The following is a 20574-nucleotide window of genomic DNA, read 5'->3' on the forward strand; positions in this document are numbered from 1 at the left end:
CTTTGTCCGAAACCCGTCTGGTAGCGCTACCAAAAATGCGCTAGCCTCGTCCGAAACAAGATATGAGAGGCTGCCCGGTGACCAGGAACTTGATCGCTGTTGCCCTGCTGGCATCGACCGCATGGGCTCCGCTCGCGGGCGCACAGACCGCCGCGCCGGGCCTGCTCGGCGATCCTTCGGCCACCCCCGAGCAGCGCGCCCGCGACGCGATCGCGCGGATGACGCTCGAGGAGAAGGCGCAGCAGCTCGGCCATACCGCGCCGGCGATCCCGCGGCTCGGCATCCCGCAATATAATTGGTGGAACGAGGGGCTGCACGGCGTCGCCCGCGCGGGCATCGCCACGGTCTTCCCCCAGGCGATCGGCATGGCGGCATCGTGGGACGCGCCGTTGCTCCGCCAAGTCGGCGACACCGTCGCGACCGAGTTCCGCGCCAAGTTCGTCGAGCGGCGCCTGCCCGATGGCGGCAGCGAATTCTATCGCGGGCTCACCGTCTGGTCGCCCAACATCAACATCTTCCGCGATCCGCGCTGGGGCCGGGGCCAGGAAACCTATGGCGAGGACCCCATGCTCACCGGCCGACTGGGCATCGCCTACATTGCGGGGCTGCAGGGCAACGACCCGAAGTTCCTGAAGACCGTCGCCACCTCGAAGCATTTCGCGGTGCATAGCGGCCCCGAGAGCAACCGGCACCGCGAGGACGTCCACCCGACGCTGCACGACCTCGAGGACACCTATCTCCCCGCCTTCCGCGCGACGGTGACCGAGGGGAAGGTCGAATCGATCATGTGCGTGTACAACGCGATCGACGGCATTCCGGGCTGCGCCAACAGCCGGCTGATGGAGGATTACCTCCGCAAGAGCTGGGGCTTCAAAGGCTATGTCGTCTCGGACTGCGGCGCCGCCGCCAACATCTACCGCCCCGATTCGCTCCACTATACGAAGACCGCAGTCGAGGGCGTAGCGCTCGGCTTCCGCGCGGGCATGGACCTGATCTGCGGCGACTATCGCAACAACATGACCACCGAGTCCGAGAATATCGTCGCTGCGGTCAAGGCCGGGCTGCTGCCCGAGACGGTGGTCGACCAGTCGCTCCAGCGGCTGATGGAGGCGCGCGTCCGGCTCGGCCTGTTCGACCCGAAACTGCCCTTCGCGAGCATCACCGCGAAGGACTACGATACGCCCGAGCATCACGCGCTGTCGCGGAAGATGGCCGAGGCATCGATGGTGTTGCTCAAGAACCAGAGCGACTTGCTGCCGATCAAGGGAGAGCCGCGGACGATCGCAGTGATCGGCCCCAATGCCGACAGCTTCGACGCGCTGGTCGGCAATTATTACGGCACGCCGTCCAAGCCGGTGACCGTGCTCGACGGCATCCGCGCCCGCTATCCGAAGTCGAAGATCCTCCACGTCCAGGGCACCGGGCTGATCGGCCCCGCCGAGCTGCCCGTGCCGGACGGCGCGCTGTGCGTCGACGCCGCCTGCAAGACGCCCGGGCTCAAGGCCGAGTTCTTCAAGGGCGCGAACCTGGAGGGCGCGCCGGTCGAGACCAAAATACAGCCCAATGCCCGACTCGAATGGCTCGGCGACCGCGAGACCTCGGCGCGCTGGACGGGCATGCTCGTCGCGCCCGAGAGCGGCACCTTCGGCTTCCGCTTCGCGAGCGAGAACGGCTATCGCGTGTGGGTCGGCGACAAGCTCGTGGTCGACGAATGGGGCGTCGGCGATGCGCCCTCGATCCTGTCGGGCACGATCGCGCTCGAGAAGGGCCGCAGATACCCCTTGCGCGTCGAAGGCTTCCAGCGCGGGCAGCGCAGCAGCCAGCAGCTCGTCTGGAGCACCCCAGGCGGGGACGGCGACAATGCCGTGGCGGCGGCGAAGCAGGCCGATCTCGTGCTGTTCGTCGGCGGGCTCTCGGCGCGGATCGAAGGCGAGGAGATGAAGGTGACGGCGCCTGGCTTCGCGGGCGGCGACCGCACCAGCCTAGACCTGCCCGCGCCCCAACAGGCCCTGCTCGAACGGCTCCACGCGACCGGCAAGCCGGTGGTGCTGGTGCTGATGAACGGCAGCGCGCTCAGCGTGAACTGGGCCGACGCGCACATCCCCGCGATCGTCGAGGCCTGGTATCCCGGCGGCCAAGGCGGGCACGCGGTGGCCGGGCTGATCGCGGGCGATTTCAGCCCCGCGGGGCGCCTGCCGGTGACCTTCTACAAGTCGGCGGACCAGCTTCCCGCCTTCCCCGACTATCGCATGGCGGGGCGGACCTATCGCTATTTCACCGGCGAGCCGCTCTACCCGTTCGGGCACGGCCTCAGCTACACGCATTTCCGCTATGCGGCGCCGAAGCTGGGCAGCCCGACCGTCAAGGCCGGCGGCACGGTCGAAGTGTCGGTCGACGTCACCAATGCCGGCGCGCGCGACGGCGACGAGGTCGTCCAGCTTTACGTCGCGCACCCGGGCGTGGCCGGCGCGCCGGTCCGCGCGCTCCAGCGCTTCGAGCGCGTGCATCTGAAGACGGGCGAGACGCGCCGCGTCGGCTTCACGCTCGATCCGCGGGCGCTGAGCGTGGTGGGCGAGGACGGCGTCCGCCGCGTCTCGCCGGGGCGCGTGCAGCTGTGGATCGGCGGCGGCCAGCCCGCAGCGCGCGCGGGGCTGCCGGCGGTCGCGGGCGTCTCGGCGGAGCTCGAGGTCCAGGGTAGCGCGCTGCTCGCCAAATAAGCCGCAACCTCGCGGAATCCCTGCCGAATTCGCGCCATCGCGGCTGTGTTGTATCAATATCACAGCCTGCGGGTTTTCGCCTAAGGGCGATTTACAAAATATGTCCCGCGAGCCAGTTGTAGAAATATTGGCACGCGGGGGAGCATGACCGTGTGTGCCTAGCTGACCCGCGAAGAGACGGGCGTTCAGGGAGATTATCTTCAATGCAGTTCCAAAATCGATCGACCGCGGCATCGCTGCGGCGGGGGGCGGCGCCGTTTGCGCTCGCGCTCGCGCTTCTCGCCACTCCCGCCTTCGCGCAGGATGCGCAGACCGGGGCGCAGGATGCGCAGGCCGCCGTCGCCGAGGAAGGGCAGGACGACACGGTCGTCGTCACCGGCTCGCTGTTTCGCCGCACCGACACCGAGACTCCGTCGCCCGTCACGGTGCTGACGTCCGAGAATCTCGAGCGCGCGGGCATCACCACCATCGCCGACGCGATCCGCTCGATCTCCGCGGATAGCGCAGGCTCGATCGGCACGGGCTTCCAGACCGGCTTCTCGGCCGGCGGCTCGGCAGTGTCGCTGCGCGGCCTCGGCGTCTCGTCGACGCTGGTGCTGGTCGACGGCCTGCGCTCGACCAACTTCCCGATCAACGACGACGGCCACAACGCCTATGTCGATCTGAACTCGATTCCGTTCAGCCTCGTCGACCGCGTCGAAGTCCTCAAGGACGGCGCCTCCTCGACCTATGGCGCCGATGCGATCGGCGGCGTGGTCAACCTGATCCTCAAGAAGCAGTTCAACGGCGTCGCCGGGACGGTCGAGGGCGGCATCGCCGAGCGCGGCGACGCGAGCCATCTCCGTGCCGACCTGACCGCCGGCTTCGGCGACTATGAGTCGCAGGGCTGGAACTTCTACATCAACGGCGAATATCAGCGCAGCGGCCGCGTCAGCAACCACAGCCGCGGCTTCCCGTACAACACGCAGGACCTGAGCTCGATCGGCGGCATCGACAACAACTCGGCCGACCAGTCGCTGACGGTCAACGTGCCGACCGCCTACGTCACCCGCGTCAGCCAGGGCGACCTCAACAACCCGCTGAGCGGTCAGACCGGCGCGCCTCCGGTCAACCAGTATCAGGCGCTCGGCCTGTCCAACTGCGCGAGCACCTTCACGATCGCCGCAGGCACCGGCTGCCGCTACGACCTCACCGACATGTACCGGCAGCTTCAGCCGTTGCAGGAGCGTTACTCGGTCAATGGCCGCCTGAGCGTCCGCGTCTCGGACAATATCGAAGCCTATGTCACCGGTAGCTTCAGCCGCAGCGACGTCAGCATCAAGGGCATCCCCTCGGCGATCCGCCAGACCCAGCCCTTCGGCGCAGCGCCGAGTGTCGCTTCGAGCAACCCCGGCATCGTCCTGCCGGTGTGGATCTGCCCGTCGGGCGTGAACTGCGCCGATCCCGCCACGCCGGGGCGCACGCTCAACCCGAACAACCCCTATGCCGCCGCTTATGCCGCTAACCCGGCCAACGGCGCGGCGCGCATCTACTATCTGTTCGGCGACATCCCCGCCGGCAGCGAGCGCACCAACGACGTCTACCGCTTCAGCGCCGGGCTGACCGGCAGCTTCGAGGGCGGCTGGGACTGGCGCGTCGAGGGTGTCTATGCCCGTGACGAGCTCGAGATCACCCAGCACGGCCTGATCAACATCGCGGCGCTGCGTCAGGCGATCAACACGGGTTCGTACAATTTCGTGAACCCGTCGCTGAACAGCCAGGCGGTCCGCGACGCGCTCTCACCCGACAAGGTCACGCCGTCCTTCTCGGAGATGTACGGCGTCGACGCCTCGGTCAGCAAGTCGCTGTTCGAGCTGCCGGGCGGCCCGCTCCAGCTCGCCATCGGCGGGCAGGTGCGCCACGAGAAGCTCGAGAACAACAACCAGAACGCCGCGCTCGACACCTATGGCCTCACCACGGCCTCGGCCTTCGGTCAGCACACGGTCTCGGCCGCCTATTTCGAGATCGACGCACCGATCCTGCCGATCCTCGATGTCACCGCATCGGGCCGGTACGATCACTATTCGGAAGGCTTCAGCCACTTCTCGCCGAAGGTCGGCTTCAAGTTCACGCCGATCAAGCAGCTGGCGGTTCGCGGCACCTATTCGCAGGGCTTCCGCGCGCCGACCTTCGCCGAATCGGGTCCGCGCAGCCAATATGCCGGCTTCGTCACCACGACGCCGCCGTGCAACTTCCAGCTCGCGCATGGCGGCACCGGCACCACCGCCAGCTGCACGAGCGGGGGCAATCCGTACAACCTCGCTTACTCGCTGGGCCGCGGCGTCGCGGGCAATCCGGATCTCGAGCCGGAGACCTCGCGCAGCTTCACCGCGGGCGTGATCTTCCAGCCGGTCAAGTGGCTGAGCCTCACCGCCGACTATTACAACGTCAAGAAGTCCAACCTGATCGTGGCCGGCCCGGATATCGGCCGCGCGACGAGCGCCTATTTCGGCGCGGCGAACCTCGCCGCGGCGCAAGCGGCGGTCGCGGCGGTGGGCCCGGGCTATTCGGTCCACACGGTCGACGGCGCCGATCCGCTGTTCCCGACGGCGCTGCCGCGCGTGCTGATCATCAACGTGCCCTATGTGAACGCCAATTACGCGATCACCTCGGGCATCGACGTGGCGGCAACGGCGACCATCCCCTTCTCCGACGATGTGAAGTTCACCAGCCGGGTCGAGGTCACGCACGTCTTCAACTATGACCTGCACGTCGCCAACGGCGTCCAGAAGTACGCCGGCACCTTCGGTCCGTACGACCTGTCGTCGGGCAACGGCACGCCGAACTGGCGCGGCAACTGGCAGAACACGCTGGAGTACGGGCCCTACTCGATCAGCCTGACGACCTATTATGTTGGCAAGATCAAGGCGGTCTCGACCGACCAGCAGGCCGGCCCGAACTATACGACCGCTTGCTCGGCGGCCCTCTATCGCTCGGCCGACCTGAACCAGTTCTGCTACGTCAACAGCTTCATCACCAGCGATCTCAACGCGACGATGAAGGTGAACGACGACTTCTCGTTCTGGATCAACGTCAAGAACCTGTTCGACGCACGCGCACCGATCGCTCCGGCAGCCTATGCCAGCGCGCCGAACTTCCTGACGACCTGGCACTTCCCGGGCCTGATCGGCCGGCAGTTCCGCGCCGGGGCTTCGTTCCGGTTCTAAGAGCTGAGCGCACCCTCGCGCCTCAGGACGGCGGTCTCCCTCGGGAGGCCGCCGTTTTGCTTTGCGGGAGAATCAGCCGAGCCGCCGCTGGAGCGCGCGCTTCAGCCGCGCATGCGCGGCGGCCTTGATCTGGCAGATCCGCGCGGCGCCGACGCCGAGCACCTGGCCGATCTCCTCGAGGTTCAATTCCTCGACATAATAAAGCTGGATCACCTGCGCCTCGCGCTCCGGCAATTCGCCGATCGCCGCGATCAGCGCCGTGCGCTGGTCGCCCTCGGCGAGCTGGTCGAACGCGCTCGGCTCCTCGGACATGAACCAGGGGCTCTCGTCCGAATAGAGATCGTCGATCGAATCGAAGCGCACCGCCTCGGCGCTGGCATATTCGGCGCGCAACTTCTCGGGAGTGACGCCGAGCCTTTCCGCGACCTGCGCATCGCCCGGGGCGTGGCCGAGCTCGGTCGCAAGCGCCGACACCGCCTCCTGATAGGCCTTCCGCCGCCGCATCGCCCCGCGCGTGAGCGTCGCCTGGCGGCGCAGTTCGTCGATCATCGCGCCGCGCACCCGCGTCGTCAGATATTGCTCGAAGGTCACCTGGCCGCGATCCTCGAAGCCGGCGACGGCCTCGATCAAGGCGACCATGCCGATCTGGATCAGATCCTCGACCTCGACGATCGAACTCATCGATCCGTGGATATGCCAGGCGATGCGGCGCACCAGCGGCAAGTGCTTGCGGACCATCGCCTCGGCATCGCGCTGCGGCGAGGGCGCGCGCTGATAGGTCAGCGGCGCGGGAGCCAAGGAAGCCATGTCCTTGAGATTTCCTGGAGAATAGGCGTTCATGCGGGCAGCGCCTCCGGTGCGCCGATCACCGCGACGACTTCGACGGCCTTGTCCTCGGGGACCTCGAAGAAGCTCATCACCGGCGTGTCGGGAAGGATGGTCTTGACCAGCTTGCGGATCGCGACGCGGATCGCCGGCTGGACGACGAGCGCGAAGGGCTTGGCCTCGGCGATCAGCGGCGCGGCGGCGCGCTGGAGCGCATCGGCGATGCGGCGGCCGAGATCGGGCTCGATCGTGTGGCGGCGCGACGGGTCCGAGCGGACCGCCTGCCCCAGCAGCGCCTCGAGTTGCCCCTCGAGCGTCATCACCCGGAGCGGCTCGCGCACCCCGCACAGCCGCTGGATGATCAGCGCGCCGAGCTCGGGGCGGATCAGCTCGAGGATCTCCTCGGCATCCAATGTCTTCTGCGCGGCGACCGCGATCGCGGCGGCGATCCGGCGGAATTCCTTGAGCGGCACATTTTCCATGAGCAGCCCGCGCAGCACGCTGGTGAGCGTGGTGAGCGGCACCGGCTGCGGGCAGAGCGACGCAACCAGCGAGGCTGCGCGCTCCTTCAAACCGTCGAGCAAAGCCTGGACCTCGTCGGGGCCAAGCAGGTCGGCGGCGTTCTGGAGGAGGACGTGGTTGAGGTGCGTCGCGACCACGGTGCCCGGATCGACGACGAGATAGCCCGCGCCGGTCGCCGCATCGGCGTCGCCGCTCGCGATCCAAACCGCGTCGAGCCCGAAGGTCGGGTCGCGCACCGGCTTGCCCGGAAGCGTGCCGACCGCCTGGCCGGTGTCGAGCGCGAGCATCTCGTCGGGCGAGACATTGTCCTCGCCCACCACCACGCCGCCGACGACGATGCGATAGGTGAAAGGCGCGAGGTTGATGTCGTCGCGCACGCGCACCTGCGGCACGACGAAGCCCAGTTCCTTCGAGAGCTGGCGGCGCACCCCGGTGATCCGCCCCATCAGCGGCCCGCCGCGGCGCTCGTCGACCAAAGGCACCAGGCCATAGCCGATGTCGAGCATCACCTGCATGTTGTCGGTGACTTCCTCCCAGCCGATCTTCGAGAGATCGGCGGGCTCGGCCATGGGCTCGGGCGGCGGCGGGCGATTGGCGTGCGCGCGCATCTTCCACGCGGCGAAACCCGCAGCGGCCGCGGCCGGCAGGATCACGAAATGCGGCATGCCGGGCATCACCCCGAGCAGCCCGAGGATCGCCGCGACCGGCGTCCAGGTCTTGTGGCTGCCGAACTGGCTGCCGATCTGCCCGGCAAGATCGTGCTTCGAATTGACCCGGGTGACGATCGCGGCGGCGGCGATCGAGAGCATCAGAGCGGGCAGCTGCGCGACCAAAGCGTCGCCGATCGCGAGCATGACATAGGCCTGGGCCGCGTCGCCCACCGCCATCTGGTGGCTGACCACGCCGAGGATCAGCCCGCCGACGATGTTGATGCCAAGGATCAGCAGCCCGGCGATCGCGTCGCCCTTCACGAACTTGGACGAACCGTCCATCGCGCCGTAGAAATCGGCCTCGGTCGCGACTTCGTGGCGGCGCGCGCGGGCCTCGTCGGGAGTGATCAGCCCGGCGTTGAGGTCGGCGTCGATCGCCATCTGCTTGCCGGGCAGCGCGTCGAGCGTGAAGCGTGCCGAGACTTCGGAGACGCGGCCGGCGCCCTTGGTCACGACGATCATGTTGATGATGATCAGGATCGCGAAGACGAACAGGCCGACGACATAGTCGCCGCCGATCAGGAAGGTGCCGAAGGCCTCGATGACATGGCCCGCCGCCGCGCCGCCCTCATGCCCGTTGACCAGCACCACGCGCGTCGAGGCGACGTTGAGGCCGAGCCGGAACAGGGTGGCGAACAGCAGCACGGTGGGGAAGGCCGAGAAGTCGAGCGGCTTCTGCGCATTGAGCGCCACCATCAGCACCGCGAGGCTGATCATGATGTTCATGATGAAGAAGGCATCGAGCAGGAAGGCCGGGATCGGCACCACCATCAGCGCGACGAGCAGCAATATGGCGCCGGGCAGCGAGAAGCTCTTCATCGCCGGCAGCGCGCCGGCAGGCAGGGTCAGGCCGTTCACGTCAGGCCCCCAGCCGCGCGAGCATCAGATAAGCGAGCTTCGCCGTCTCGGGCGTCGGCCGGAGCGGATTGACCGCCTCGCCACCATCGCCACGCGTCGTGTTGAGCTGGGCGAGCGTGGTCTCGACCCAGTGGCGGTCGCCGCCGACCGCGTCGTTGCCGAGCACGACCTCGGCACCGAACGCATCGAGATCGCTCGACAGCGCGTCGAGCCCGTCCGAGGCGCGTCCCGTCGCCCCGACCGCGGCAGCACCCTGATCGAGCTTGCCGGCGAAGCGCGCATAGATTTCGCCCAAAGTGCGCGGCTGGCCGTTCGACGCGTAGAAGACGCCACGATTGGCGCGCGCCGCGGCGGGGAACAGCGCCGCGCCGGTGCGGTTGGGATTGCCCTCCATCGCACCGAGGAACTTCGCCGCGCCGCCCTGGCCGAGGAAATGCGCCATGTAGAGATCGGTGCCGGTGGCGGGGCGGCCGAGCCGGTCCTCGAGCGCGGCCTTGTTGTCCGAGGCATGCTCGGCGGCCATCAGCGCCGCGGTGCCGGGATCGCTGCGCATGTCGAGGATCGCGCGGCGCGTGGCGGGATCGCTCACGACATAGCGGCCGCTCGCGGTCCGGCGGATCGAGTCCGCAGCCCAGCCGAGCCCGTGCTCGCCGCCATGATCCTTGATCACGCCGAGCCAGCTCTGCTCGATGAACTGGTAGAGCCCGGTCGCGCTCGACGTCGCGGCGCGCGCATTGGCGCGCATCCCGCTCTCGACCTGCGCCTGACCGAGCAGATAGTCGAAGTCGATCCCGGTCTTGCGGCTGGCCGCGGCGATCGCCGTCTGGATGCCTGCCCTGGAGTTGACCGATACGATGCTCATCGTGTCGCTGATCCGATTGCCCTTGATGGGGGCAGGATCAGCAAGGGCCGTGCCAGTTATGGCGAGGCTAGTTCCCCTCCCTGCAAGGGAGGGGCTAGGGGTGGGTGCGCGGCCCGAAGGGACGCGCTCCTTCGCGAGCAGAAGAACGAAGAGGCCTCGCTTCGCTCGGCACCCACCCCCTGCCCCTCCCTTGCAGGGAGGGGAGAAGAAGCATCAGGCGATCGCGAAGCCTCCCGGCCGATAAGCAGGCGCCGTCTCGCCGGAAAGAAGTTGCAGGCGGCGGCGGACATTTGCCGCCATGAGGTTCACGTAGATCCGGCAGGTCTCGTTGAGGCGGTGCGCCTCGGCGGCCAGTTCCTTCACCTCGGGCGAGGGCGCCTCGCCGTCGAACAATGCGACCGTGTCGATCCCCGCGAGCTTGGCGCGCGTCGCCGCCTCGAGCGCGGCGACGTCGTTGGTCTTCAGCGCCGCGATTTCGGCATGCAGCGCTTCGATGACGCCGACAAGCGCGTCACGCCGGGTCATTGGGGCTCCATTCGAGCTTGAGCGCGAGCAGCCGATCGGCGATCGTCGTAGGATAGATCGGGAAGCGGCCGTCCTCGATCGCCTTGCGGATCTTGGCGACGCGCTCCGAATCGACCGGAGGCCTGGCGGCCATCTCGCCCGACAGCACAGCGGCGCTCGACTGGACCGGCGCGACCTGGTTCGCTGCGGGCTTCACGGTCTCCACCGCCGCGACGGGAGCGACCGGCGCAATGCGGCGGTCCGCGACCGCGCCTGCCTTGTTGCCGATGGGATCCACCATTGCTGCTTCCTCGGGAAACTGTTCCTTCAGCATCAGGAACGGCAGCCTGGCGGCGGACTTTAGGAAAAAATCATTCGGCCGATCCGGGCAGCCGCGCGCGGCCCGACTCGATCGCCACGGCCTGGATCGGCGGCTTGCGTTCATCGACCCTGACCAGCAGCCGCGCACCCGCGGCCGCATCGCCCATCGCGACGCCGTCGCGCGTGATCGAGAATCCGGCCGAGCCCGCCTCGACGGTGATCGGATCGCCGCGACGGATCACCGGGGCGGCACGGACCGGCGCCGATGCTACGGCGACCGGCGCAGCCTTGGGCTGCGGCACGGCGTTGACCGGCACGAAGATGCGCCAGGCCGGCGCCATGCAGCGGACCACTACCGCGTCCTTCGCGGCATTGTGCCATTCGAGCTGCGGCGCGGCGCAGGCCTGGAGCTTGAGGCGCTTGTCGACCGGCGCGCGCGCGCCGCCCTGCTCGCCGAGCGGCTTGCCGGTGAACTGCGCAACGACGGTGTCGAGCACCTGCGTCGACTGGAAGTCCTGCGCGGCCGCGGGCGCGGCGGCGGCGAGAGCGAGCGACAGCAGCATCATGGTCTCCTTGCGCGCGGGGCGGCGGATCATGGCCGGCCTCCGTCGTAACCGAGCGAAAGCACCGCGCGGCGCCGGCCGCGGACAGTGGCGATGGCGATGCGCTCCGGCGCGACGGCGCCCGAGCGGACGAGGATCGCAGCAACCGCGCGGGCGCGGTCGGCGGCGAGGATCGGACCGCTGCCAGTGAGCGGGTCGACATCGGCAGGCGTACCGTCGACTTCGCCGATGATCCGCAGGCGCGTGCGCGGGTCGCTGGCGGCGCTGCGCGCCCAGGCGAGCGCGGCGCCCGCATCCGGGAGCTGCGCCGAGCCGGGCGCGAACCCGCTCACCGCGGCGAGATCGACCGGCATCGCCGGCGCCTGCTCCTTGACCCCGAAACCGGCGCGGAAGCCCTCGGCAAGCGTGTTCGGATCGACCTGGTTGGCCTGGAGCAGCACGAAGAAGCCGACCAGCAGCAGCGCCAGATCGGCCAGCGTGGTCAGCCAGATCGGCCGCGCGGGGAGGTCCTCGAGCGTCATGCCGCGAGCTCCTGCGCACCGTGGCGCGGCTGGACCAAGGCGAGCTCGGCGAGCGGCGCGGCGAGCCGGGCGCGCTCCTGCGCCTCGTGCCGCGCCTGGCGCTTGAGCCGCGACGCGATCGGCGTGGCGACCAGGCAGGCGACCACCGCCCCGTAGAGCGTGGTGAGCAATGCCACCGCCATCGCCGCGCCGATCGTCGCGGGATCGCGCATCGCCGTGAACATCTGGACGAGCCCGATCAGCGTGCCGATCATCCCCATGGCGGGCGCGATGTCGGCGGCGCCGCTCCACATCTCGGCGGCGGCGCGATGCCGCTCGAAGCGCGCGATGCGGCGCTGCTCGAGCAAAGCCGTGACCTGATCGGGCGACGCGCTATCGACGACCGCGGCAACCGCAGCGGCGACGTCGGGATCGGCGATCACCGAGCGATCGAGCGCGATCACCCCGTGGCGCTGGGCGATCCGGCCGAGCGCGGCGATCTGGCCGAGCAAAGGCTCGACCTCGAAGCGCCGGCGCCCGAGCGTACGCAGCGCGGCGAGCGCACGGCCGAGATCGCCGAGCGGAGTGCGCAGCAGCACCGCGACCGCCGTCCCGCCCAGCACGATGGCGAGCGCGAGGGGGTCGAGGAAAGGCCCGATGCCGGGAAGCGCGGTAAGGTTCATGCGCTCGTATCTGCAAAGGGTGGGCCAATTCGATGGAAGGCTCGCGACATCGAGAAGTCGGTGCCGACCTCCTTCGTCACCCCGGACTTGTTCCGGGGCCCACCGCGCCGCAAGCATTGCAGCAAGAACCTCCATCTTCTCGCCCAGATACTGGGTGGACCCTGGCACAAGGCCGGGGTGACGGGTGGGCGTACGGCAGTCGGTTGCCGCCGGGCCGGCAAGTCTTTGCCGGCCCGCCCGCGCGTAGAGGGAAATCAGCCGTCCGGCGTCTCGCGCCCAAAAATTGGCACGCCCATTGCAGCGACACGCCCGAACTTTTGTGCGGGAGACGTGCAATGCAGAGTGACAGCCTCTTCGGCGTACATGGCGCGGCGCTGACCGTGCGCTCGCAGCGCATGGGCGTGCTCGCATCGAACATCGCCAACGCCTCGACCCCGGGGTACAAGGCGAAGGACATCGACTTCCAGTCGGCGCTCGCCGCGATCGAGACGACAGGCGGATCGGGGGGCGGCTCGATCGACGCCGCGATGCTTTACCGCGTCCCGCTCCAGCCGAGCCAGGACGGCAACACCGTCGAGCTCGCCACCGAACAGACCGCCTTCGCCGAGAATGCCGTCGCCTATCAGACGACCCTGTCGTTCCTGAACGGCCGCATCTCCACGATCACGCGCGCGCTGAGAGGAGAATAAGCCATGGCCGACCAGCCGCTCTCGATCTTCCAGGTCTCCGGCCGCGCGATGAGCGCGCAGCTGCTGCGGATGAACACCACCGCGTCGAACCTGGCGAACGCCGGCACCGTCGCGTCGAGCGCCGAGGCCGCATACCGCACGATCAAGCCGGTGTTCCGCACCGCCTTCGACGAAGCCAGCGGCATGTCGACCGTCGAAGTCGAGCAGGTCGTCACCGCCGGATCCGAGCCGACCAAGCGCTACGATCCGGGCAATCCGCTCGCCGACAAGGACGGCAATGTCTGGGAGAGCGCGGTCGACGAGACCCGCGAGCTCGTCGACATGCTCGAATCGTCGCGCACCTATCAGAACAATGTCGAGGTCATGCAGACTGCCAAGCAGCTGATCGTCGACACCCTCAAGCTGGGTCGCTGATCATGGACTTCGACAGCACGCTGCAGACCCTGGGCATCAAGCGCTACGGCGCGACGGGCTCGGGAAGCACCACCGACACGAACCTCGGCAAGACCGAGATGGATCAGGGCGACTTCCTGACGCTGATGACCGCGCAGCTCAAGAACCAGGACCCGTTCGAGCCGGTCGACAACACCCAGATGGTCGCGCAGATGGCGCAATTCTCGTCGCTCTCGGGCATCACCGAGATGAACACGACGCTGAAGGCGATCGCCGACAAGCTTTCGGGCACCTCGCTCGGCGACGCGCTCGGCTATGTCGGCAAGACCGTGCTGACCGAGGGTTCGACCGCCTATCCGCGCACCAGCGGCGGCATCGCCGGCGCGGTGGCGCTGGCCGAAGACGCCACCGACGTCAGCGTCACCATCACCGATCCCGACGGCAAGACGCTCAAGACCCTCGTGCTCGGCGCGCAGGACAAGGGCGCGGTCGCGTTCGACTGGGACGGCACCACCGACAGCGGAGACCCCGCCGGCGAGGGCCCGTTCACGGTGAAGGTTACCGCGCGCAATGCCGATGGCGCGGTCAGCGTCGCGCCGCTCGTCTGGGCGCCCGTCAGCACCGTCTCGCTCGGCAGCGACGGCGAGCCCGTCCTCACCCTTCCCGGCATCGGCCAGGTGCCCCTCTCCGCCGTCTGGCAAGTCGGCTGATTCCAAGGAGCAAGCGCATGTCCTTCTTCACTTCCTTGAGCGGGCTCCAGGCCGCCCAGACCGAGATGTCGACGATCTCGCACAACCTCGCGAACGTCTCGACCAACGGCTTCAAGCGCTCGACGACTCAGTTCGCCGACGTGATCGCCTCGACCGCCAATTCGAACCCGACCAACGTGATCGGATCGGGCACCGTGGTGAAGTCGGTGCGCCAGCAGTTCAGCCAGGGCGGCTTCACCCAGTCGAGCTCGGCGCTCGACGTCGCGGTCTCGGGCGAGGGCTTCTTCGTGGTGAAGAGCCCCGATGCGAGCGGCAACGGCGTCGCCTACACGCGCAACGGCAGCTTCCTGGTCAATTCGGACCGCTATGTCGTCGACGCGCAGGGCAACCGGCTGCAGGTCTATCCGGTCGACGGCTCGGGCGCGGTGATCGCGACCGGGCTCGGCGCGACCGTGCCGCTCCAGCTGCCGCAGACCAGCGGCGTGCCGGTGGCCACCGCGAACGTGAACCTCTCGCTCAACCTCAACGCCAATGCGAGCGTGCCGGCGGCGGCGTTCGACCGGTTCGATCCGTCGACCTACAACCATTCGACCCAGACCACGATCTTCGACGCGAGCGGCAACGCGATGACGCTGACGTCCTATTTCGTCCGCGATTCCGCGCCGAGCGCCAGCGATCCGACCAGCAGCTGGAGCGCCTATTCGTTCGTCGGCGACCAGCGATTGAGCGCGGATTCGGATCCCGCCGCGGGCACGCCGATCACCATGACCTTCGATGCGACCGGCGCGATGACCGCGCCGGCCGGCGGAACCGCCTTCGCGGGCTTCCTCCCGCCCGGCTCGACCACCAGCCAGACGCTCAGCGTCGACTTCGGCAATGCGACGACCCAGGTCTACAAGCCCTTCAACGTCGCCGCGGCCACGCAGGACGGCGCGCCGGTCGGCCAGCTCGAGGGCGTGACCATCGCCGAGGACGGCACCGTCCGCGCGAGCTTCTCGAACGGCGATACCCAGTCGCTCGGCAAGGTCGTGCTCGCCAGCTTCTCCAACCCCACCGGGCTGCGCCAGCTCGGCAGCAGCACCTGGACGGCCTCGGGCCTGTCGGGCGATCCGCGGCTCGGCGAGCCCGGCACCAACGGCTTCGGCGGGCTGATGACCGGCGCGATCGAGCGCTCGAACGTCGATATCACCGAGGAACTGGTCGGGCTGATCGCCGCGCAGCGCGCCTTCCAGGCCAATGCCAAGGCGCTCGATACCGCGAGCCAGATCTCGCAGACCATCTTCAACATCCGCAGCTGACGAAAGGCTGAGGGAGACACCGCATGGATCGGCTCGTCTACACGGCAATGTCGGGGCTGCGCAGCCAGATGGCGGCGCAGTCGACGATCGCGAACAACATCGCGAACGCCTCGACGATCGGTTTCCGCGCCGAGCGCGTCAGCTTCGACCGGCTGGTATTGCAAGGCTCGGGGCTCGAGACGCGCCAGCTCGCCGCGGAGGAGGTGCAGGACTTCGACCGCCGCGCCGGCACGATCGTCCAGACCGCGCGGCCGCTCGACGTGGCGGTGACGTCGGATTCGTGGATCGCGGTGCAGGCCGCGGACGGGAGCGAAGCCTATACGAGGCGCGGCGACTTGTCGGTCGCGGCCTCGGGCGTGCTGGAAACCGGCGACGGTTTCCCGGTGATGGGCTCGGGGGGGCCCATCACCGTGCCGCCCCATCAGTCGATCGCCATCGCCGACGACGGCACCGTCTCGATCGTTCCGCCCGGCGGGGACCCGACCCAGCCGCAGGTGGTCGACAAGATCAAGCTGGCCGGCGCGCAAGGCAGCCAGACCGCCAAGGGGCTCGACAATCTGCTCCATGTGAAGGGCGGCGGGGTGCTGCCCGAGGATCTCGACGCGCGGCTCCAGGCCGGCGCGCTCGAGCAGTCGAACGTCAACCTCACCCAGGCGCTGGTCGACATGATCGAGAACCAGCGCAGCTACGAAGTGCAGGCCAGCCTGCTCAAGGAAGCCAAGACCATGGACGAGAGCGCCGCATCGCTGATGCGTCTGCCCGCCTGACGAAAGGATTTAGACGATGGGTAACTCGGCAATGCACATCGCGCGCACCGGGCTCGACGCTCAGGACATGCGCATGCGGGTGATCTCGAACAACCTCGCCAACGTCAACACGACCGCGTTCAAGCGCGACCGCGCCTCGTTCCAGACGCTCGCCTATCAGGTGGTGACCGCGCCGGGCGCGGCGAGCACCGCGGAGACCAAATACGCCACGGGCCTCAACCTCGGCACCGGCGTGCGCATCCAGGGCACCGCGCGGGTGGAGACGCAAGGGTCCTTCCAGAATACCGGCGGCTCGCTCGATCTCGCGCTCGAGGGCGAAGGCTATTTCCAGGTGCAGATGCCGGGCGGGCAGCTCGGCTATACCCGCGCGGGCAATTTCTCGCGCTCGGCCGAAGGGCTGATGGTGACGAGCGACGGCTATCAGGTGATGCCGGGGATCACGATCCCCGAGGGCACCACCGGCATCACGATCGGCGCCGACGGCACCGTCTCGGCGACGGTGGCCGGGCAGACCGAAGCGAGCCAGATCGGCCAGCTCCAGGTCGCGACCTTCCCCAATCCGGGCGGGCTGCAGGCGACGGGCGACAATTTCCTGATCGAGACCACGGCCAGCGGCGCCGCGAACCTCGGCGCCCCCGGCGAGGCCGGCCGCGCCAGGATCCGCCAGGGCGCGCTCGAAGCCTCGAACGTCAATGTCGTCGAGGAGCTGGTCGACATGATCGAGACGCAGCGCGCCTATGAGGTCAATTCGAAGATGATCTCGGCGACCGACGAGATGCTCAAATATGTCAACCAGAACCTCTGAGGCGGCCGCGATGAAGTTCCTCACCGGCCTCGCCACCGGCGCGCTCGCCATGGCCGTGCTCTCGCTGGCCGCGGAGCCCGCGCATGCGCAGTTCCTCGGGCTGGGCAAGAAGAAGCCGAAGGAGGATTTCTCCGCGACGCTCGCCCAGCCGGTGCCCGAAAAGGTGCCCGCCAATGGCGGCATCTTCCAGGCGAGCGACGGCTATGCCGCGCTCTACGAGGGGCAGCGCGCGCGCCGGGTCGGCGATCCGCTCACGATCGTGCTGGTCGAGCGGACCAGTGCCTCCAAGTCGGCGAGCTCGAAGCTCGACAGCGGCGGCGGCTTCTCGCTGACGCCGCCGACTACGGGTGCGCTCAACCTGTTCGAGAAGAGCGATGCGACCGTCAGCGGCAGCCGCAACTTCAACGGCGCCGGCACTGCCGACCAGGCCAATGCGCTGTCGGGGGAGATCAGCGTGACGGTGGCGGAGGTCTATCCCAACGGCACGATGCTGGTGCAGGGCCAGAAGCGCGTGACGCTCAATCGCGGCGACGAGTTCGTCCAGATCAAGGGCATCGTGCGCACCGCCGATATCGACGCGAACAACCGCGTCGCCAGCACGCGCGTCGCCGATGCCCGCATCGCCTATACCGGCAAGGGCGACGTCGCCCGCGCCAGCCGCCAGGGCTGGCTGAGCCGGTTCTTCCAGATGATCAGCCCGTTTTGAGGGGGCCGCCGCTATGATCCGTTCCACCATTCAGCCAAGCCTACTCCCCTCCCTGAAAGGGAGGGGCTGGGGGTGGGTGCGCGCGTCTGCGCGCCTCAAAAAGACTCTTCGCCAGGCATCGGAGCGCCAGTCGGGGCATCGAGCCCCGTCTGCCGCTGGACCCACCCCTAACCCCTCCCTTGCAGGGAGGGGGATGGTGATGCTTGCGCTGCTCGCCTTCCTTACTGGCACCCCCGCCCACGCCCAGCGCGTGAAGGACCTGGGCGGCTTCCAGGGCATCCGCACCAACCAGCTGACCGGATATGGCGTGGTCGTCGGCCTTCCCGGCACCGGCGACGACAATCTCGAATATACCGTCCAGTCGATGCGCGGCGTCGCCTCGCGCTTCGGGCTGCAACTGCCGCCGGGCGTGAGCCCGAGCCTCAAGAACGCCGCGGTGGTGATGATCACCGCCGAGCTGCCGCCCTTCGCCAAGCCGGGACAGAAGCTCGACATCACCGTCTCGTCGATGGGCAAGGCCAAGAGCCTGCGCGGCGGCACGCTGATCCTCACTCCGCTCCAGGGCGCCGACGGCCAGATCTATGCGATGGCGCAGGGCAACCTCGCGGTCGGCGGATTGGGCGCGGACGGCGCCGACGGATCGAAGATCGTCGTCAACACGCCCTCGAGCGGCCGCATCCCCGAGGGCGCGACCGTCGAGCGGCTGGTCGATACCGGCTTCGATCGCACGCCCTTCCTCACCTTCAACCTCGCGCGCGCCGACTTCACCACCGCGCAAAGGGTGCAGGACGCGATCAACGGCCGCTTCGGCGCCGCGCGGGCCCGCGCGATCGACGGCGTGTCGATCGCGGTGCAGGCCCCCGTCGGCGCCGATGTCCGCGCCGAGCTGATGGCCGAGATCGAGAATCTCACCGTCGAAGCGGCCGAGGCGCCCGCCAAGGTGATCGTCAACGCGCGCACCGGCACGGTGGTGATCAATTCGGCCGTCCGGGTCAGCCCCGCCGCGGTCACGCACGGCAAGCTCACCGTTCGCATCGACGAGCAGCAGCGCGCCAGCCAGCCGCTCCCCTTCAGCAAGGGCGAGACGGTGATGGAGCAGCAGAGCAATGTCGAGGTCGAGGAGGAGAAGCGCCCGATGTTCCTGATGCAGCCCGGCCCCAAGCTCGCCGACGTCGTCAAGGCGGTCAACGCCATCGGCGCCTCGCCGGCCGACCTCGTCGCGATCCTCGAGGCGCTCAAGGAGGCCGGCGCGCTCAAGGCCGAGCTGATCATCCTGTGAGCACGACACCCGCCCCGATCGCCGGCAGCGGCGGCGGCGTGTCGATCGACACGTCGCGGCTCGCGTCGAAGGAAAATCTCGAAGCCGCGGGCAAGCGCTTCGAGGCGATCTTCGTCGGCATGATGCTCAAGTCGATGCGCACCGCCAGTCTCGGTGAAGGCTTGTTCGACAGCAAGGCGAGCCAGCAGTTCCGCGACATGCAGGACCAGCAGCTCGCGCAAAACATGGCCGCGCACGCGCCGATCGGGATCGGCAAGGCGATGACCGAGTTCCTCTCCAAGGCCGCGCCCGCGACCGACGGGAGCACGCCATGAGCGACATGCTGTCGATCGGCGCGTCGAGCCTCAGGGCCTATCAGGCCGCGCTGACCACCACTTCGGAGAACATCGCCAATGCCGGCCAGGCGGGCTATTCGCGCCGCACCGCGCCGGTGCGCGAAGTCGTGGCGCCCGGCGGGCTGACCACCGGCAACGCGCAGGGGATGGGCGTGGTGGTGAGCGGCATCGCCCGCGCCACCGACATCTACAGGACCGCCGAAGTCCGCACCGCCACCGCCGAGCTCGCGCGCACCGAGACCGGCGCGACCTGGCTCCAGCGGATCGAGACCTCACTGAGCGGCAACCAGCTCGGCGACCGGCTGACCGCCTTCTTCAACGCCGCGAAGAAGATCGCCGCCGATCCCGCCTCGCTCGCACCGCGCGCGACGATGCTCGAGGCCGCTTCCAGCGTCGCCGCGTCCTTCGCCGCCACCGGCGCTGCGCTCGACGGCGCGATGGCCGATCTCGACGCGAGCGCCGGCGCCGCGACGACCCAACTCAATGGGCTCGCCAGCGCGCTGGGCAAGGTCAATGCCGGGCTCGGCCGCTCGGCGCCGGGCACCAGCGGCCATGCCGCCCTGCTCGACCAGCGCGACAAGCTGCTCGAGGAAATGAGCGCGATTGCCGATGTCTCGGTGACCACCGACGCCTTCGGCAAGGCGAGCGTGCGTGTCGGCGGCGTCGCCGGGCCGGTGCTCGTCGAGGGCGAGAATTCGGGTGCGATCACTTATACGCGCAGCGATGCGGGGCTCGTCGCCTATGCCGTCCACTTCCAGGGGCAGAGCAGCCCGGTCTCGCCCGGCGGCGGCGCGCTGGCCGGCTTCGCCGAGGGCGCGCAGCGCATCGCCGACGCGCATGCCGAGATCGACCGGCTCGCCACCGATTTTGCCAATGGCGTCAACGCGGTGCAGGCCGCGGGCGACGATCTCGACGGCACTGCCGGCGCGCCGATGTTCGCGATCGGCGATCCGGCGTCGCAGCTCAGCCTCGTGCTCGACGATCCGCGCGGTATCGCCGCCGCGGCGACCGGTGCGGGCGTACGCGACAATGCCAATCTCGCCGGGTTCGAGACGCTGCGCACCAGCGCGCGGCTCGAGGATAGCGTCGCCAGCCTGACCACCGCCAACGCCGCCGCGCTCTCGGCGCGCAGCACCGTCGCCGAAGCGCAGAGCGCGATGCGCGACTCCGCCATCGCCGAGCGCAGCGCCGCTTTGGGGGTCAATATCGACGAGGAAGCGGTCGACCTGATCCGCTTCCAGCAGGCGTACCAGGCGTCGACCCGCGTGATCCAGGTCGCGCGCGAGACGCTGCAATCCATCCTCGACATACGCTGAGGCCG

20 protein-coding genes are annotated in these 20574 nt (G+C 68.7%); 12 read left to right on the plus strand and 8 right to left on the minus strand.

Going from position 1 to position 20574, the window contains the following annotated elements; all coding sequences use genetic code 11:
* Nucleotides 1-77: 77 nt before the first annotated feature.
* Together MT490_RS17900 and MT490_RS17905 are read left to right on the plus strand one after the other, a co-directional pair.
* On the plus strand, nt 78-2717 hold the full coding sequence (locus MT490_RS17900; RefSeq protein WP_297390742.1) for a glycoside hydrolase family 3 protein: 2640 nt from the start codon (nt 78-80) through the stop codon (nt 2715-2717).
* A 203-nt stretch (nt 2718-2920) separates the two neighbouring features.
* Nucleotides 2921-5923, plus strand: coding sequence for a TonB-dependent receptor (locus tag MT490_RS17905; protein ID WP_297390744.1), 3003 nt, complete (start codon nt 2921-2923; stop codon nt 5921-5923).
* 72 nt (nt 5924-5995) lie between these two features.
* Here the strand turns inward: MT490_RS17905 and fliA are convergent, their stop codons facing one another.
* The 8 genes from fliA to MT490_RS17945 form a co-directional block, all read right to left on the minus strand.
* The gene (fliA, locus tag MT490_RS17910; protein WP_297390746.1) at nt 5996-6730 is read right to left on the minus strand and encodes an RNA polymerase sigma factor FliA; all 735 of its coding nucleotides are present in this window, start codon (nt 6728-6730) and stop codon (nt 5996-5998) included.
* 29 nt (nt 6731-6759) lie between these two features.
* Nucleotides 6760-8799: a flagellar biosynthesis protein FlhA gene (gene flhA, locus MT490_RS17915; protein ID WP_297390808.1), complete on the minus strand. Its 2040-nt coding sequence runs from the start codon at nt 8797-8799 to the stop codon at nt 6760-6762.
* 40 nt (nt 8800-8839) lie between these two features.
* Nucleotides 8840-9700 (minus strand): lytic transglycosylase domain-containing protein, encoded by an 861-nt coding sequence (locus MT490_RS17920; protein WP_297390748.1) that lies wholly within the window; start codon nt 9698-9700, stop codon nt 8840-8842.
* A gap of 213 nt (nt 9701-9913) precedes the next feature.
* Nucleotides 9914-10225 (minus strand): flagellar protein FlgN, encoded by a 312-nt coding sequence (locus MT490_RS17925; protein ID WP_297390750.1) that lies wholly within the window; start codon nt 10223-10225, stop codon nt 9914-9916.
* Nucleotides 10212-10505: a flagellar biosynthesis anti-sigma factor FlgM gene (flgM, locus tag MT490_RS17930; protein WP_297390752.1), complete on the minus strand. Its 294-nt coding sequence runs from the start codon at nt 10503-10505 to the stop codon at nt 10212-10214. Before flgM ends, MT490_RS17925 begins: the two co-directional genes overlap by 14 nt.
* Before the next feature lie 70 nt (nt 10506-10575).
* The gene (locus MT490_RS17935) at nt 10576-11121 is read right to left on the minus strand and encodes a flagella basal body P-ring formation protein FlgA (RefSeq protein ID WP_297390754.1); all 546 of its coding nucleotides are present in this window, start codon (nt 11119-11121) and stop codon (nt 10576-10578) included.
* Nucleotides 11118-11609: a flagellar motor protein MotB gene (locus MT490_RS17940; RefSeq protein ID WP_297390756.1), complete on the minus strand. Its 492-nt coding sequence runs from the start codon at nt 11607-11609 to the stop codon at nt 11118-11120. Before MT490_RS17940 ends, MT490_RS17935 begins: the two co-directional genes overlap by 4 nt.
* Entirely contained in the window at nt 11606-12271 is a 666-nt protein-coding gene (locus MT490_RS17945; protein WP_297390758.1) for a MotA/TolQ/ExbB proton channel family protein, read from the minus strand. Before MT490_RS17945 ends, MT490_RS17940 begins: the two co-directional genes overlap by 4 nt.
* Before the next feature lie 335 nt (nt 12272-12606).
* Between MT490_RS17945 and flgB the strand changes: the two genes are divergently transcribed.
* From flgB to flgK, 10 genes are all read left to right on the plus strand, one after another.
* Complete coding sequence (flgB, locus tag MT490_RS17950) at nt 12607-12960, plus strand: flagellar basal body rod protein FlgB (RefSeq protein ID WP_297390760.1); 354 nt, start codon at nt 12607-12609, stop codon at nt 12958-12960.
* 3 nt (nt 12961-12963) lie between these two features.
* Complete coding sequence (gene flgC / locus MT490_RS17955; RefSeq protein ID WP_297390762.1) at nt 12964-13374, plus strand: flagellar basal body rod protein FlgC; 411 nt, start codon at nt 12964-12966, stop codon at nt 13372-13374.
* A gap of 2 nt (nt 13375-13376) precedes the next feature.
* Nucleotides 13377-14063 (plus strand): flagellar hook assembly protein FlgD, encoded by a 687-nt coding sequence (locus MT490_RS17960; RefSeq protein ID WP_297390764.1) that lies wholly within the window; start codon nt 13377-13379, stop codon nt 14061-14063.
* A gap of 17 nt (nt 14064-14080) precedes the next feature.
* Nucleotides 14081-15361 carry a flagellar hook protein FlgE gene (locus MT490_RS17965; protein ID WP_297390767.1) on the plus strand — a complete coding sequence of 427 codons (1281 nt, stop codon included), beginning with the start codon at nt 14081-14083 and terminating at the stop codon, nt 15359-15361.
* 23 nt (nt 15362-15384) lie between these two features.
* Nucleotides 15385-16128, plus strand: a complete 744-nt coding sequence (locus MT490_RS17970) for a flagellar basal body rod protein FlgF (RefSeq protein ID WP_297390769.1) — start codon at nt 15385-15387, stop codon at nt 16126-16128.
* 16 nt (nt 16129-16144) lie between these two features.
* Nucleotides 16145-16933 (plus strand): flagellar basal-body rod protein FlgG, encoded by a 789-nt coding sequence (flgG, locus tag MT490_RS17975; protein ID WP_297390771.1) that lies wholly within the window; start codon nt 16145-16147, stop codon nt 16931-16933.
* Nucleotides 16934-16982: 49 nt separating this feature from the next.
* Nucleotides 16983-17639 (plus strand): flagellar basal body L-ring protein FlgH, encoded by a 657-nt coding sequence (locus MT490_RS17980; protein ID WP_297390810.1) that lies wholly within the window; start codon nt 16983-16985, stop codon nt 17637-17639.
* Nucleotides 17640-17832: 193 nt separating this feature from the next.
* Entirely contained in the window at nt 17833-18918 is a 1086-nt protein-coding gene (locus MT490_RS17985) for a flagellar basal body P-ring protein FlgI (protein WP_297390773.1), read from the plus strand.
* Nucleotides 18915-19232: a rod-binding protein gene (locus MT490_RS17990; protein WP_297390775.1), complete on the plus strand. Its 318-nt coding sequence runs from the start codon at nt 18915-18917 to the stop codon at nt 19230-19232. The genes MT490_RS17985 and MT490_RS17990 overlap by 4 nt, the downstream gene beginning before the upstream one ends.
* Complete coding sequence (gene flgK, locus MT490_RS17995) at nt 19229-20569, plus strand: flagellar hook-associated protein FlgK (RefSeq protein ID WP_297390778.1); 1341 nt, start codon at nt 19229-19231, stop codon at nt 20567-20569. Before MT490_RS17990 ends, flgK begins: the two co-directional genes overlap by 4 nt.
* Nucleotides 20570-20574 lie beyond the last annotated feature (5 nt).

The sequence above is a fragment of the Sphingomonas sp. genome (genome assembly GCF_026460985.1).
GTDB lineage: Bacteria > Pseudomonadota > Alphaproteobacteria > Sphingomonadales > Sphingomonadaceae > Sphingomonas.

Excerpts from the sequence above, each read along its gene's own strand:
- MT490_RS17905 (WP_297390744.1), top strand. The coding sequence starts at position 2,921 with ATGCAGTTCCAAAATCGATCGACCGCGGCATCGCTGCGGCGGGGGGCG.
- fliA (WP_297390746.1), bottom strand. The coding sequence starts at position 6,730 with ATGGCTTCCTTGGCTCCCGCGCCGCTGACCTATCAGCGCGCGCCCTCG.
- flhA (WP_297390808.1), bottom strand. The coding sequence starts at position 8,799 with ATGAAGAGCTTCTCGCTGCCCGGCGCCATATTGCTGCTCGTCGCGCTG.
- MT490_RS17920 (WP_297390748.1), bottom strand. The coding sequence starts at position 9,700 with ATGAGCATCGTATCGGTCAACTCCAGGGCAGGCATCCAGACGGCGATC.
- MT490_RS17925 (WP_297390750.1), bottom strand. The coding sequence starts at position 10,225 with ATGACCCGGCGTGACGCGCTTGTCGGCGTCATCGAAGCGCTGCATGCC.
- flgM (WP_297390752.1), bottom strand. The coding sequence starts at position 10,505 with ATGGTGGATCCCATCGGCAACAAGGCAGGCGCGGTCGCGGACCGCCGC.
- MT490_RS17935 (WP_297390754.1), bottom strand. The coding sequence starts at position 11,121 with ATGATCCGCCGCCCCGCGCGCAAGGAGACCATGATGCTGCTGTCGCTC.
- MT490_RS17940 (WP_297390756.1), bottom strand. The coding sequence starts at position 11,609 with ATGACGCTCGAGGACCTCCCCGCGCGGCCGATCTGGCTGACCACGCTG.
- MT490_RS17945 (WP_297390758.1), bottom strand. The coding sequence starts at position 12,271 with ATGAACCTTACCGCGCTTCCCGGCATCGGGCCTTTCCTCGACCCCCTC.
- flgB (WP_297390760.1), top strand. The coding sequence starts at position 12,607 with ATGCAGAGTGACAGCCTCTTCGGCGTACATGGCGCGGCGCTGACCGTG.
- flgC (WP_297390762.1), top strand. The coding sequence starts at position 12,964 with ATGGCCGACCAGCCGCTCTCGATCTTCCAGGTCTCCGGCCGCGCGATG.
- MT490_RS17960 (WP_297390764.1), top strand. The coding sequence starts at position 13,377 with ATGGACTTCGACAGCACGCTGCAGACCCTGGGCATCAAGCGCTACGGC.
- MT490_RS17965 (WP_297390767.1), top strand. The coding sequence starts at position 14,081 with ATGTCCTTCTTCACTTCCTTGAGCGGGCTCCAGGCCGCCCAGACCGAG.
- MT490_RS17970 (WP_297390769.1), top strand. The coding sequence starts at position 15,385 with ATGGATCGGCTCGTCTACACGGCAATGTCGGGGCTGCGCAGCCAGATG.
- flgG (WP_297390771.1), top strand. The coding sequence starts at position 16,145 with ATGGGTAACTCGGCAATGCACATCGCGCGCACCGGGCTCGACGCTCAG.
- MT490_RS17980 (WP_297390810.1), top strand. The coding sequence starts at position 16,983 with ATGGCCGTGCTCTCGCTGGCCGCGGAGCCCGCGCATGCGCAGTTCCTC.
- MT490_RS17985 (WP_297390773.1), top strand. The coding sequence starts at position 17,833 with ATGGTGATGCTTGCGCTGCTCGCCTTCCTTACTGGCACCCCCGCCCAC.
- flgK (WP_297390778.1), top strand. The coding sequence starts at position 19,229 with ATGAGCGACATGCTGTCGATCGGCGCGTCGAGCCTCAGGGCCTATCAG.